The sequence below is a fragment of the Streptomyces spinosus genome (assembly GCF_020400655.1).
Lineage (GTDB): Bacteria > Actinomycetota > Actinomycetes > Streptomycetales > Streptomycetaceae > Streptomyces > Streptomyces argyrophylli.
Window position 1 is genome coordinate 107,080 of record NZ_JAINRC010000001.1, and the last position, 12,532, is coordinate 119,611.

The 12,532-nt window shown below is 68.8% G+C and carries 14 protein-coding genes and 1 pseudogene; 5 read left to right on the forward strand and 10 right to left on the reverse strand.

Going from position 1 to position 12,532, the window contains the following annotated elements; genetic code table 11:
• Window positions 1-2 precede the first annotated feature (2 nt).
• The 3 genes from LG395_RS00460 to LG395_RS00470 form a co-directional block, all read right to left on the reverse strand.
• The gene (locus tag LG395_RS00460) at window positions 3-419 is read right to left on the reverse strand and encodes a hypothetical protein (protein ID WP_225808003.1); all 417 of its coding nucleotides are present in this window, start codon (window positions 417-419) and stop codon (window positions 3-5) included.
• Between the two features lie 292 nt (window positions 420-711).
• A complete protein-coding gene (locus tag LG395_RS00465; RefSeq protein WP_225808004.1) occupies window positions 712-1,701 on the reverse strand; it encodes a hypothetical protein in 990 nt (329 codons plus the stop codon).
• 22 nt (window positions 1,702-1,723) lie between these two features.
• Window positions 1,724-2,068, reverse strand: coding sequence for a DUF8616 domain-containing protein (locus LG395_RS00470; RefSeq protein ID WP_225808005.1), 345 nt, complete (start codon window positions 2,066-2,068; stop codon window positions 1,724-1,726).
• Between the two features lie 27 nt (window positions 2,069-2,095).
• On the opposite strand from LG395_RS00470, the gene LG395_RS41085 reads away from it, so the two are divergent.
• Window positions 2,096-2,224, forward strand: coding sequence for a hypothetical protein (locus LG395_RS41085; RefSeq protein ID WP_263981965.1), 129 nt, complete (start codon window positions 2,096-2,098; stop codon window positions 2,222-2,224).
• Window positions 2,221-2,730: a hypothetical protein gene (locus LG395_RS00475; protein WP_225808006.1), complete on the forward strand. Its 510-nt coding sequence runs from the start codon at window positions 2,221-2,223 to the stop codon at window positions 2,728-2,730. Before LG395_RS41085 ends, LG395_RS00475 begins: the two co-directional genes overlap by 4 nt.
• 175 nt (window positions 2,731-2,905) lie before the next feature.
• Here LG395_RS00475 and LG395_RS00480 read toward each other — a convergent pair whose 3' ends face one another.
• Window positions 2,906-3,112, reverse strand: a complete 207-nt coding sequence (locus LG395_RS00480) for a DUF397 domain-containing protein (RefSeq protein WP_171151004.1) — start codon at window positions 3,110-3,112, stop codon at window positions 2,906-2,908.
• A gap of 235 nt (window positions 3,113-3,347) precedes the next feature.
• Between LG395_RS00480 and LG395_RS00485 the strand changes: the two genes are divergently transcribed.
• Window positions 3,348-3,569, forward strand: coding sequence for a hypothetical protein (locus LG395_RS00485; protein WP_171150005.1), 222 nt, complete (start codon window positions 3,348-3,350; stop codon window positions 3,567-3,569).
• A gap of 90 nt (window positions 3,570-3,659) precedes the next feature.
• Window positions 3,660-3,866, forward strand: a pseudogene (locus LG395_RS41595) (hypothetical protein); the annotation flags it as partial.
• Here LG395_RS41595 and LG395_RS00490 read toward each other — a convergent pair.
• The 6 genes from LG395_RS00490 to LG395_RS00515 all read right to left on the reverse strand — a co-directional run bounded on the left by LG395_RS00490 (window position 3,836) and on the right by LG395_RS00515 (window position 10,960).
• Window positions 3,836-4,330: a hypothetical protein gene (locus LG395_RS00490; RefSeq protein WP_225808007.1), complete on the reverse strand. Its 495-nt coding sequence runs from the start codon at window positions 4,328-4,330 to the stop codon at window positions 3,836-3,838. The pseudogene LG395_RS41595 and the gene LG395_RS00490 sit on opposite strands and share 31 nt — an antisense overlap.
• 54 nt (window positions 4,331-4,384) lie before the next feature.
• Window positions 4,385-6,259 (reverse strand): discoidin domain-containing protein, encoded by a 1,875-nt coding sequence (locus tag LG395_RS00495; protein ID WP_225808008.1) that lies wholly within the window; start codon window positions 6,257-6,259, stop codon window positions 4,385-4,387.
• A 127-nt stretch (window positions 6,260-6,386) separates the two neighbouring features.
• Window positions 6,387-7,751: a GH1 family beta-glucosidase gene (locus LG395_RS00500; RefSeq protein ID WP_225808009.1), complete on the reverse strand. Its 1,365-nt coding sequence runs from the start codon at window positions 7,749-7,751 to the stop codon at window positions 6,387-6,389.
• Between the two features lie 29 nt (window positions 7,752-7,780).
• Window positions 7,781-8,620 (reverse strand): carbohydrate ABC transporter permease, encoded by an 840-nt coding sequence (locus tag LG395_RS00505; protein WP_171159541.1) that lies wholly within the window; start codon window positions 8,618-8,620, stop codon window positions 7,781-7,783.
• 31 nt (window positions 8,621-8,651) lie between these two features.
• Window positions 8,652-9,638: a carbohydrate ABC transporter permease gene (locus LG395_RS00510; RefSeq protein WP_225808441.1), complete on the reverse strand. Its 987-nt coding sequence runs from the start codon at window positions 9,636-9,638 to the stop codon at window positions 8,652-8,654.
• Between the two features lie 5 nt (window positions 9,639-9,643).
• Window positions 9,644-10,960: an ABC transporter substrate-binding protein gene (locus tag LG395_RS00515; RefSeq protein WP_225808011.1), complete on the reverse strand. Its 1,317-nt coding sequence runs from the start codon at window positions 10,958-10,960 to the stop codon at window positions 9,644-9,646.
• A gap of 277 nt (window positions 10,961-11,237) precedes the next feature.
• Here LG395_RS00515 and LG395_RS00520 point away from each other — a divergent pair, with 277 nt between their 5' ends.
• The gene (locus LG395_RS00520) at window positions 11,238-12,449 is read left to right on the forward strand and encodes a phospholipase D-like domain-containing protein (RefSeq protein ID WP_225808012.1); all 1,212 of its coding nucleotides are present in this window, start codon (window positions 11,238-11,240) and stop codon (window positions 12,447-12,449) included.
• Window positions 12,450-12,532 lie beyond the last annotated feature (83 nt).

A 12,532-nucleotide genomic window follows, 5' to 3' on the forward strand; every position in this document is an offset into this window, starting at 1 on the left:
TTCTACTTGCCACGCATCAGCTCCGCGTTGACGGCGTCGACACGTGCGTACAGGGCGCCTCCGGTGATGATGCCCTCCCCCATACCCCGGCGATACGGATCGACGTCGATCACGGTGACGAGCGCGTTGCCCAGTCCGATCACCACCCACCAGTACCGCTCGTCCGCCCGCACCCGCCAGGTCGACTTCACCCACTTCCCGGTGTCCGTGCGCACCTCTGCCGAGACCAACTCCCAGCTGCCTGGATCGAAGCGCGTGAGGCTCCGCAGGGGCGCGTCTCGTTGCTGGAGCCGTTCGGTCACGTGCGCGCCGTGCGCCCTCAGCTGTGCCGGTTCGCTCAGGATGTGCCGGACTCGTGTGAAGAGGGAGTCGGGGCCTGAGTCGACGTGGAAGCGGGCGGTCTCGAAGCGGGGCGGCATGACGAACTCCTCGGAGCGGGAAGGCCTGACGGCATGAACGGGATCAGCGGTGACGCCAGAGCCGGTGGAGCCGGAACAGATCCATGCGGTGAGAAGTCGGCACCGGCGAGCAGCGTGGACAGCGGTGGCTCGTTCTCACTGTCTGCCCCGGTCATCGGCTCCGGGCGGCGACGGCAGGCCGACTTCCGCGCCCGGGACGTCCGGGAACCGGACGGGCGCCCACACCCTGAACGGACGGAACCCCGATCAGGACCGTCGGACCAGTCCTGGGACCTGTAGGGCAGTCGAAGGTTCACACGCGGTGGAACACGTCGAGCGGGCCATAAGCGGTCGGCTCGCTGTCGTCCAGCTCGGGATGGCTGCCCACGCGGTCCCGGAGGATGCCGACGGTGTCGGGCCACACGGTGAAGTGCCCACCGTTGCCGACGAGGATGCGGTCCCAGTCCTGGGAAGCTGAAACGCCGGCTCGGTCGATGACGAACCCGCGGCAGTCGGCCGCATCCTGATCGAGCGTGCGCACCAGTGCCGCGACCACCTCCTCGCGGTCGGACACGGGGACGTCGGTGAGACGCAGCGTGATGCTCTGCGTCGTCTCGTCCGTGCGTCGCACGATACCGGTCAGGGGCTGGTCGTAGCCCTTCCAGCAGGTGAACTCAACCTTCGCGTATCGATCGGCGGCCAAGGTGGCGGCCAGGGCTGCGCCATCCCCCATCAGCGGCTCACGGTTTCCGACCGGCGTCTCACGGAACCCGAAGAGAGCATTGGTCAGCGGGTGCACGGCGGAGAGCCCGGCGTCCTCCATATGCGTGAGGAGCTGGTGGGCACGCGCGCTGTCCAGTTTCGGCATGTACCAGGTGAAGAAGCCCTCAGCCTTGGACGGGGCCGCAGCGGGAGCGTGGTCCGGGAACTCCTCCTGGAAAATATTCCTGGCCCGTTCGTCGGGCACCACAGGGACCGTGTAGTTGTTGGCCCGGATGTGGTCCAGGAACTCCTGTGGCACAGCAGCGTGGTGACGGCGTACGTAGTGCGTGAGATCGACGGGCCAGAGCCAGGTGCCATCCGTCATCAAAGATCCGGAGCCGACGATCCACTCTTCGCCGGTGAGGACGTCACGCTCGGCGCCCATCGTGGTGTAGATCTCCAGGGCCGATTCCAGGTAGGCGAGGATACGGTCCTCGTCCCAGGGCCCATTCTCCTGTACGGCATCGCGCAGCGACGGCGCATCGTCCGCCGTGGCGGCCTGACCGCCGATCTCCCGGTAGAAGCCCGCCCGCTTGATCATTTCTACTCCTGTGAGCTTGCCGCTAGTGGGCCATGGGCAGGTAGGTGCGCCAGTAGCCATTGTTGCCGATGGTGGGGGTCTGGTTGAGGCCGAGCTGGGGGGACGTTCCCACCTTGCTCGTCGGCGCCGTCACGGGCACACCGAGCTCGTTGGCGACGGACTGCGCGAGAGGCAGCTCGGGCGGTCTCGCGTCCGCGCCCGAGTAGCAGGAGATGAGGCGCACCGGCTCGCCGTGGTAGTTGGGATTGCTGCGGATGGCGTCAGCGATGTGATTGGGGTGCACTTCGAAGTCCGTGAGGGTCTTTCCCGCGGCGTTGACGCGGCCGGGCACGAACACCCCCTCGTCCGCGAGATGGGACGGTTGCACAAGACCGTACTTGCTCAGGAGTTCGACATGCGAGGCAGTAGCTCCACGTACACCTACGACCTGAACAGCGATGCGAAACCGACAGTGAACCCGCCGGACCAAGGACGAGAAGGAACCCGCGGCGACGTCTCGCGCGGCGACGAGGAGAACCGGTGACGACCAAACGAAGTGCCCTCCTCATCGCGGCAGTGGCAGCCACTCTTCTGCTTTCCGCCTGCTCCAGCCCGGATACGGACGATCGCCGTGTGACCGACGGGCGCACCTCGCGGTGGGACGAGAACGCCGGCGCGCCCGAGGCGTCGGCGTTCATGCACGTGATGGCGCCCAAGGGTGCAACCGAGGTCAAGGGAGCTGTGCAGATCAACCCGCAGGAGGACATCTACCTCCTCTCGTTCGTCACCAGCGAGAAGAACGCCGAGGGCATCGCGGCGGACCTTCGGCCCGAAGAACCGCTGAAGCTGAAGAAGGCCGACTTCGCCCCGGATGGCGAGCTGTTCCGGCACCTTGGGCTGGCCGAGCCGCAGACGCTGAAGGGAGCCCGCTCGGCTGGTGTCTGCCCTCCGTGCGTGAAGGACGATCGCCGCAAGAAGGTGCAGTGGATCGACATCTACGTCCAGGCGCTCAAGGACGATCAGGCCAGGGTCTATCTGAAGGCGTTCTGACCTCAGTCTCAGCCGAGCACGGCACCGGGCCCGAGGCGGACGTTGACCGCCGCACCGGCCGGCGCCGGCCCGGGCATCCGGCGAGCAGGGCGCCTGGGCTACTGAAGGTGTTGCGCGAGCGGACGTGCGCGGGGCCCTCGGCAAGCGGTGCGCTTGCCGAGGGCCCCGCGTCTGTTCAGAGTGCCGCGAAGGCGACGAACTCCGTCCAGGCCGTGGGGTCCACGGCGAGTGCGGCGCGAGTTGTGTCCTTCGAGTCACGGATGTGGACCCTGTCGGGGGTGGCGGCTACTTCCACGCACTGGCCGCCATCACCGGCGCTGTGACTGCTCTTGAACCATGCCAGGCCATCGGAGCCCGACCCAACCCATTCCCCGCGCCCCAACCTCGTACTCCGGCTGCCGAACCTCGTCGTCCACGCCGCAGCTCCTTTCGTGCAACCGACCAGTCAGCCAACATGGGGCGCGGGAACCGGCCACGCCCAAGACCACGTACAAGCGCACCGACCGCGTCTACAGCCCGTACCCGTCAGCGCATCACTCCTGGTCAACGCTACGCAGAGTACGACACCGTTGACTCTATGAAGTCACCAACTCCGAGCAGGCCGGGGGAGCGGGGCGTTGACCGGATCGGCCTCCAGCCAGCGCGCCGCGCTGGAGAATGCCGTGCGCCTGTACGGCGGCTACTGGGACACCGTGCGCGGCCTACACACACTGCGCGACGCCGGGCACGAGCCGCAACAGAAGCACACCCGCCGGATCCTGCGCGGCCTCGCGAACGACGGGCTGCTGGTGAAGGTGGAGGATCGACCGGTCCGCTACCGCGCCGTGCGGACGGACTGAAGCGACCCCCAGCCGCCAGTCTTCCACCCCTCGCACCGGTTGGTCTTGCACTCCTTCCCCTGTTGAGCGTTACCCACCCCGGCCTGTCGTGCACTGCCCTTCCCGAAGGCGATCACGCCGCCCGAGCTGGACGCCAAGCAGCACGAGACGGACCTGATGTCCAAACCCTGCCTGCTCTTCCTCGCCTGGACCCGGGCCCGCGACAGCCCGTACGTCTCCCGGTCCGGCAAGCCCAGCCGGTTCCTCGCGGAGGCGGGCGTGCGAGGTCAACGGCGCTCTGGGCAGCGGTGGCCGTAGTAGTCCTCCCCGCCCACCAGCACGGAGGTGACGTACCTCGGGAGACCGTCGGCGTCCCGGTCGACCTCCTGTGAGGTCTGGCGGGTGAAGCCGAGCGACACACCGGCGATCACCGGGTACTCCGGCCGCGACGTGTCGACCGTCCAGCCCCGGCCGGCGGCACGGCGGAAGAGGTCAACGGCGGGGGTGGTGAAGACCTCGTCCCCGTGGAGCAGAACGCGCGTGCTGGACGTCCGGCCCTCGCCGGGCCACCAAAGCTCGATCGCGGTGACGAGGGTGCCACCCTCGACCAGGGCCTGTACGCCGACGTGGTCGAGGGTCCAGGACGCCTTGGCCGAGTTCCGGCTCGGGCGTCGCAGCACACGGGGCTCGCCCCAGTCGGGGACCGCGGCGAGCGCCTCGTCGAGCGTCATGCCCAGTAGGACCGGCGCGACTCCGCGTGGCGGGTCGAGTACCAGATCCATCGCCGGCCCTTCACTCCTACACGGCTCGTCGTACCAGGATGCCTCAGTTCGCCGTCACCCCTTCTGCTCCACCCGCACCCAGTCCACCTCCGCCTGCACTCCCCCGCCCGCGATCCGGTCGACGCTGGACTGCGGCAGGCCCCAGTAGGGGGTGGTGACCTTGTTCCAGCCGGCCGGGTAGGCGCCGCCGAGGGCGAGGTTCAGGATGACGTACTGGTTGTGGTCGTAGACCCACTGGCCCCGGGTGGACTCCACCTGGTTGCGGGTCGTCTCCTGGACCAGGCGGTCGTCGACGAGGAACCGCATCGCCGTCGGGGTCCACTCCACCGCGTAGGTGTGCCACTGGTCGGCCGTGCCGCCGCCCGGGTACGTCTGGCGGGCGCCGATGTTGCCGTCGGCCGAGTAGCCGGGGCCGTGCAGGGCGGTGCTGGTCCAGTCGGGGTAGCCGATGTTCTCCATGATGTCGGTCTCGCCGGAGGCCGGCCAGGAGACGGACGGGTCGTCCACGTTGCTGCCGAGCAGCCAGAACGCCGGCCAGAACCCGTCGCCGACGGGCAGTTTCATCCGGGCGCTGACCCTGCCGTAGGTGAAGTCGAAGTGGGTGTTGGTGTCGATGCGGCCGGAGGTGAAGTCGTAGGTGCCGCCGCCCGCCCGGGTGCAGCCCTTGCAGTACTTCGCCCGGAGGATCAGCTCGCCGTTCTCGGTGCGGATGTTGTCCGGGGAGTCGACGTACGCCTGGGACTCGCCGTTGACCGGGCCCATCTCGGTGCCGGTGCGCACGACACGCCACTTCGAGCGGTCGAGCGAGGCGCTCGTGAAGTCGTCGAAGAAGGTGGTGCGGTAGGTGCCCGTCTGGTCGGCGGGCAGGGCCGGGTAGGCGGCGGAGGCGCTGCCGCCGGTGCCCCAGACCTGGAACTCGTAGAGCGAGTAGCCGAACTGGGCCGTGGCGGGGGCGGGGTTGTAGAAGGAGCGGCGCTCCTTGCCGAGCATGCGGACGTAGCGGCCGGTGACCGGTGCGGGCAGGGTGACGGTGTCGTGCAGGCCCACGGCATCGGCCGGGGACTTCACGTTGGCGCGGCGGGCGGCCACGTCGGCGGCCGAGGGCTGGTAGACCGTGCGCCAGGTGCGGTTGTCGTCGGAGACCTGGAGCTGGTAGTCGACGGCGTAGGCCGCCTCCCAGTAGAGGTCGACGGAGGAGATGACCGAGGGGGCGCCGAGGTCGACCGAGACCCAGCGGTCCGCGTTCCAGTCGCTGGACCAGCGGGTCGCGTCGTCCTTGAGGTTGGCGGGCCAGCCGCCGTCGGTGACGAACGCGGGTGAGTTCCCGGCGTGCTGGTAGAAGTTGGAGTACGCGGGGTGGTTCAGGGCGAGGTTGGTGCGGGTGGTCGACGCGGGCGCGGGTTCGCCGCCGTAGACCTTGAAGTCCCACAGCGAGTAGCCGTACGGCGTGGCGCGTTCGAGGCCGCGCAGGCGGACGTAGCGGCCGGTGACCTCCTGGGGGTAGGTGTGCGCGGTGACCGAGCCGCCGGTGCCCGCGGTCTCGGTGTAGAAGGGCGTCCAGTCGGTGCCGTTGCGGGACGCCTCCAGTACGTAGCGCTTGCCGTAGGCGGCTTCCCAGTCGAGGACGACGCGGTCGACCCGGATCACCGAGCCGAGGTCGACGCGGATCCAGGCGTCGTCGGCGAAGTTGCTGGACCAGCGAGTGGCGCCGTTGCCGTCGAAGGCGAGGCCGGGCGCGGTGCCGGCGTTCTCGCTGCCGGAGGCGGTGACGGCCGCGGGGTTCACCGCGTAGGCGGCGGCCGCGCGGTCGGTGTCCCAGCCGGCGGCGGCGGGGGCCGCGGCGGCGGGCTCGGCCAGGAGCGGGCCGGAGCAGAGCAGGGCCGTGGCGGCCAGGGCGGCGAGCAGGGTGCGGGGGATGCGGCTGGGCATGCGGCTCTCCTTGTGGGGTGGAGGTGCGCTTCCTGACGTAAGCTGTCAGGTACATGACATTCGCGGGGAGGGCCGGCCGGTGGACACGAACTCCCCAGTCGTGTCCACCGGCCGTCCGGGCCGGGGCTCAGGCGGCCCGGCGTGTCTGGCCGCGGTGTACGCGGACGATGTCCGCGTACCGGCGGCCGCTGCCCTTGATGGTGCGGACCTGGGTGCGGTAGTCGACGTGGACCAGGCCGAACCGCTTGTCGTAGCCGTACGCCCACTCGAAGTTGTCCAGCAGCGACCAGGCGAAGTAGCCCGCCAGCGGGGCGCCCTTGCGGGCGGCGGAGGCGCAGGCGGCGAGGTGGCGCTCCAGGTAGTCCTGGCGCTCCGGGTCGTCGACGCTGCCGTCGGGGCGGACCACGTCCGGGAAGGCGGAGCCGTTCTCGGTGACGTAGATCTTCCGGGCGCCGTACTCCTCGGTGAGCCGCAGCAGCAGCGTCTCGATGCCGGAGGCGTCGATCTCCCAGTCCATGCCGGTGCGCGGGACACCCTCGCGGCGGACGGAAAGGACGTACGGAGCGGGCCCCTCGGGGTCGTCGGCGACGTACGCGGGGAAGTAGTAGTTCAGGCCGAGCCAGTCGAGCGGGGCCGCGATGGTGGCCAGGTCGGCCTCGTCGACGGGGAGTTCGACGCCGTAGGTCTCCACCATGTCGGCGGGGAAGCCGCGGCCGTGCACCGGGTCGAGCCACCAGCGGTTGACGTGGCCGTCGTGCCGGCGGGCCGCCGCCAGGTCCTCGGGGCGGTCGCCGGCCGGGTGCACGGTGGAGAGGTTGTTGACGATGCCGACCTGTGCGCCGGGGGCGGCGGCGCGGATCGCCTGGGTGGCGAGGCCATGGCCGAGGAGCAGGTGGCAGGAGGCGCGGACGGCGGCGGTGAGGTCGGTCCAGCCCGGCGCCATCGTGCCCTCGAGGTGGCCGATCCAGGCCGAGCAGGACGGCTCGTTGAGGGTGGCCCAGAGCTTGACGCGGTCGCCGAGGCGTTCGGCGACCACGGAGGCGTACTCCGCGAAGGCCAGGGCGGTGTCCCGCTCCGGCCAGCCGCCACGGTCCTGGAGCGCCTGCGGCAGGTCCCAGTGGTAGAGCGTGACGGACGGGGTGATGCCCGCCTCCAGCAGCGCGTCCACCAGTTCGTCGTAGAAGGCGAGTCCCTTGGGGTTCACCGCGCCGGTGCCGCCGGGGACAACCCGGGGCCAGGCCACGGACAACCGGTAGGCGTTGACGCCGAGTTGCCGCATCAGGCCGATGTCCTCGCGCCAGCGGTGGTAGTGGTCGCAGGCGACGTCGCCGTTGTCACCGTTCGCGATCTTCCCCGGGGTGTGGGAGAAGGTGTCCCAGATCGAGGGCGAACGGCCGTCCTCGGCGACGGCCCCCTCGATCTGGTACGCCGCTGTGGCCGTTCCCCACAGGAAGTCGTGCGGGAGGGCTGCGAGGTCGATGGCTTTGGACACGGAAGTCCCTTCGGGATCAGGGGTGGGGGTCACTTGACGGCGCCCGCCGTCAGACCCGCGACGAGATAGCGCTGCAGCAGCAGGAAGCCGGCCACCACGGGCACGCTGACGACCAGTGAGGCGGCCATGATCTGGTTCCAGTAGACGTCGTACAGGGTGGAGTAGCCCTGGAGGCCGACGGCGAGGGTGCGGGTGTTGTCGTTGGTCATGACCGAGGCGAAGAGCACCTCTCCCCAGGCGGTCATGAAGGCGTAGACGGCGACCGCGACGATGCCCGGGATCGCGGCCGGTACGACGATCCGGAACAGCGCGCCGAACGGGCCGCAGCCGTCCACGAGCGCCGCCTCGTCCAGGTCGCGCGGCACCGAGTCGAAGTAGCCGATCAGCATCCAGATGGAGAACGGCAGCGAGAAGGTGAGGTAGGTCAGGATCAGCCCGCCGCGGGAGCCGAACAGGGCGATGCCGGTGGCGTTGCCGATGTTGACGTAGATGAGGAAGAGCGGGAGCAGGAAGAGGATGCCCGGGAGCATCTGCGTGGACAGCACGGTGACCGTGAAGACGCGCTTGCCGCGGAAGTCGTAGCGGCTGACGGCGTAGGCCGCGAACACGGCGATGACCACCGAGCAGACCGTGGCCGCGCCCGCCACGATCAGCGAGTTCATGAAGTACTTCGCGAGCGGCACGGTCGACCAGATGTCGATGTACGGCCGGATGGTCAGCTCGCTGGGCAGCCAGCGGAACTTGCCGGTGACGTCGGCGAGCGGCTTCAGCGAGCTGGAGATCATCACGTACACCGGGAGCAGCACGAACCCGGCGAGCAGGGTGAGGAACACCCGGCGCGACCACACGAAGGAGCGCGGGGGCGCCATCGGCGAGGTGCGCGGGGGCGCGAGCGACAGGTCACGCATGGGAGGCCTTCCGTCCGCGCGAGGTCAGCAGCAGGTATCCGCCCGTCACGACGAGCAGGAACAGCAGCAGCAGGACGGACATGGCCGAGCCGGTGCCGAAGTTCCAGGCGACGAAGGAGGACTGGTAGATGTGCACCGAGATGAGGTCGGCGGCCTCGGGAGCGGCCTTGCCGAACAGCACGTAGGGCGTGTTGAAGTCGTTGAACGTCCACAGGAACAGCACCAGGATCAGCACCTGGTTGACCGGGCGCAGCGACGGCAGGGTGATGCGGCGGATCTGCTGCCACATCCCCGCGCCGTCCAGCGCGGCGGCCTCGTACAGCTCCCGGGGGATGTTCTGCAGCCCGGCCGTCACGATGAGGAACGCGAACGGCCAGCCCTTCCACACGGACACGGTGAGCAGGGCGTAGAAGCTGTTGTCGCCGATGAGCCAGAAGGACGGCTTGTCGGTGAGGTGCAGCTGGTCGTGCAGCACGTGGTTCACCAGGCCGTTGTCGTGCTGGAACATGAACACCCAGGTGATGACGGCCGCGTAGACGGGCAGCGCGTACGGCACCAGGAACAGGGCGCGCAGCAGGCCGCGGCCCCGGAAGGTGCCCTGCATGTAGACGGCGGCGGCCGTGCCGATCAGCCAGCACAGGCCGACCGACAGCAGGGTGAAGCCGACCGTGATGCCGAAGGACTGGAGCAGCGCCTTTCCGACGGGGGCGTCGAAGTCGACCGACACCTTGTAGTTGTCGAAGCCGTTCCAGGGGGCGGTGCCCCAGTCGCGGATGTAGAACTGGGTGAGCTGCTTGAAGCTCATCACGATGCCGATCGCCATCGGCACCAGGTGGACGAGGAGTTCGAGGAGCAGGGCGGGCAGCAGGAGCAGGTACGGCAGGGAGACGCGTCTGATCCGCCCGGTGCGGCGGCGGGGTTCGCGCGCCGCACCGGGGGAGGTCTCGCGCACCGGTTCCTTCAGTGCGGTGGAGGTCATCGTGGTCACGCCGCCGGCATCTGCTGCTGGGCCTTCTCCAGCTTCGCCTTGACCGAGTCGGTGGTCACGGCGCGTCCGGCGGCGGCGTCGGCGAACAGCTCCTTGACGGCCGTACCGACCGCCGTCTCGAACTGCGACTCGGACGGCACCTGCGGCAGCGCGGCGGCGCTCTTGGCGAGGGTGTCCTTCAGCACGGCGGTGCCCGGCGCGTTGAACGCCGCGTCGCCCTGGGCGGCCTTGACCGGCGGGATGGAGCTGTACGCCGTGTTGAGGATCTTCTGCTCGGCGTCGGAGGTCATGAACTTCACGAACTTCGTGGCGCCGTCGAGGTTGTGCGTGTTCTTGAAGACGGCGATGTTGATGCCCATGACCGCCGAGTTGACCTGGGCTCCGGCGCCGGGCGTCCCGGAGATCACCGGGACCGGCGCGACACCGTAGGTGTCCTCGCTCATGCCCTGGGACTTGAGGTTGGCGGTGGCGGACTGCCACAGCAGCATCGCCTGCTTGCCCTTGGCGAAGTCGCTGACGGACTGGTTCTGCGCGTACTCGGCGTCACCGGCCGGGATGACCTTGTCCTTGGCCATCAGGTCGACGTAGCTCTTCACCGCCTCGACGACCTTGGGGTTGGTGAAGTCGGGCTTGCCGTCGGCGGTGAAGAAGTCGGCGCCGTGCTGCTTGGCGAAGACGAAGACGTGGTGGATGTTCTCCGACAGGTTGGCGCCCTCGGCGCCGAGCACGGACTTGCCCTTGGCGGTGATCTTCTTGCCGTCGGCGATCAGCTCGTCCCAGGTGGCCGGGGGCTTGCTGATGCCGGCGTCGGCGAAGATCTTCTTGTTGTAGTAGAGGGCGTACGCCATCGAGTACAGGGGAACGGCGGCCGGGTCCTTGCCCTGGGCGCCGGTCGAGCCGAGAGCCGTGTCGGAGAACCGGTCCCTGCCGCCAATCTTGGCGAAGTTCTTCTCGTCCCACGACAGCAGCCCGCCGGTCGCCTGGAGCGAGGCGCTCCAGGTGTTGCCGATGTTCAGCACGTCCGGGCCCTGGCCGGAGGTGGTCGCGGTCAGGATGCGGTTGAGCAGATCCGACCAGGGCACGACCTCCAGCTTCACCTTGATGCCGGTCTGCTTCTCGAACTTGTCGAGTTCCGGCTGGAGGACCTTCTTGTCCACGGCGACGCTGGCGCCCTGGTTGGAGGCCCAGTACGTCAGCGTCTTGGGTGAGTCGTTCGACCCGCCGTTGGTGGACGATCCGCCTCCGCAGGCCGTGGCCGCGAGGGCGAGAGACAGGGTGACGGCGCCTACGGCCGCGGCTCGGATGCTGCGCATGGCTCCCGGGTCCCTTCGGGGATTGCACTCATGACTTAATTTAGGACGTGAGTTAACCGGCCGGAGAGGCGATCGTCAAGGGATTGGACAGAACAGCCGGGCCGCGCGCAAGGCCGCGCGGACAGTCCTTCTACCGCGGCGGACGCACCGGGCGCGCGGTGCACGGGGCGGGGCGCGGTCCACGTACGGACTGTTGCCACGGACAGCGGTCAACGGGCAGTCTGTCGACGGCTCCTGACATACGCTCAGTCCCGGCCCGTCACCCGAAGGGATCGTTGTGCGTCGACCGACGAAGATGTGGAGGGCGGTCCTGACGGCCGCCCTGCTCCCCGCGACCGTCCTGATTGCCTCAAGCCCGGCCCACGCCGCCGTCACGGTGACCACCTCGGCCGTCTTCAACGACCCGTCGGGCACCACGGCCGACCAGAACCGGATCCGCGACTACATCGTCAGCCTGATCGACGCCACCCCCGCCGGGGAGTCGATCACGGCCGCGGCCTACACGTTCACCGACGACACGGCCGCCCGGGCGCTGGTCGACGCGAAGGCGCGAGGCGTCAAGGTCCGCATCATCGTGGACGACACCACCACCACCATGAGCGGGGGCGAGTACGCCACCCTGAGGGACGGCCTGGGCACCGACCGCACCCAGTCGTCGTGGGTGATGGCCTGCCCCAAGGCGCGCGGCTGCATCGGGACCCGGGAGCTCACCTCCGGCGATCCGGCGATCAACCACAACAAGTTCTGGCTGTTCTCCAACGTGGGCGGCGCCAGCAACGTGGTGGTGCAGACCTCGCACAACATGACCACCTCGCAGCGCACCACCTACTTCAACAACGCCGTGACGATCCCGGACTCCGGCCTGTACGGCATCTACCAGTCGTACTTCTCGGACCTGCTGTCCTACGGCTCCTCCTCGTCGGGCGACACCGACTACTACAAGACGCCGACCAGCTCCACCGGCCCGTACAAGGCGTACTTCTTCCCCCGCCACGAGGCGTCCGGCACGTCGTGGAACAACGACGCGAGCACCGACACCGTCAAACTGATCCTGGACAACGTCAGTTGCTCCGGAGGCACCCAGATCCGCGTGGGCATGAACCTCTTCAGCCGCGACGAGGTCGCCAAGAAGCTGGTCAGCCTGGTGAACTCGGGGTGCTCGGTCTACCTGGCGGCCGACGGCGCGCCGGGTTCCATGAGCCAGACCGTGACGGACACCCTCTACGGCAAGCTGACCAAGCGGGTCGAGTGCTACGAGAACAGCCCCGACGGCACCTACAAGATCGGGGTGCACTCCAAGTACCTGCTGATCCAGGGAACGTACGACGGGGTCGCCAACCGCAAGCTGGTGTGGACCGGAAGCCACAACTACACCTACTCGGCGCTGCGGGCCAACGACGAGACGCTGCTGAAGATCGACAACGCGGCGATCTACGACCAGTTCAAGGCCAACCATGACACGCTGATGAACTACTGCGCGGGGAGCTGAGCCAGCATGGACCAGTTATCGTCGGCCGGCCCACGCGGGGGTCCGGCCGACGGTGGCGGGCATCGCTACGTCGACTATGTGAG

Bases quoted from the DNA above. Each gene is read 5' to 3' on its own strand.
- LG395_RS00460 (WP_225808003.1), bottom strand. From the start codon at position 419: ATGCCGCCCCGCTTCGAGACCGCCCGCTTCCACGTCGACTCAGGCCCC.
- LG395_RS00465 (WP_225808004.1), bottom strand. From the start codon at position 1,701: ATGATCAAGCGGGCGGGCTTCTACCGGGAGATCGGCGGTCAGGCCGCC.
- LG395_RS41085 (WP_263981965.1), top strand. From the start codon at position 2,096: ATGCGAGGCAGTAGCTCCACGTACACCTACGACCTGAACAGCGATGCG.
- LG395_RS00490 (WP_225808007.1), bottom strand. From the start codon at position 4,330: ATGGATCTGGTACTCGACCCGCCACGCGGAGTCGCGCCGGTCCTACTG.
- LG395_RS00495 (WP_225808008.1), bottom strand. From the start codon at position 6,259: ATGCCCAGCCGCATCCCCCGCACCCTGCTCGCCGCCCTGGCCGCCACG.
- LG395_RS00505 (WP_171159541.1), bottom strand. From the start codon at position 8,620: ATGGCGCCCCCGCGCTCCTTCGTGTGGTCGCGCCGGGTGTTCCTCACC.
- LG395_RS00510 (WP_225808441.1), bottom strand. From the start codon at position 9,638: ATGACCTCCACCGCACTGAAGGAACCGGTGCGCGAGACCTCCCCCGGT.
- LG395_RS00515 (WP_225808011.1), bottom strand. From the start codon at position 10,960: ATGCGCAGCATCCGAGCCGCGGCCGTAGGCGCCGTCACCCTGTCTCTC.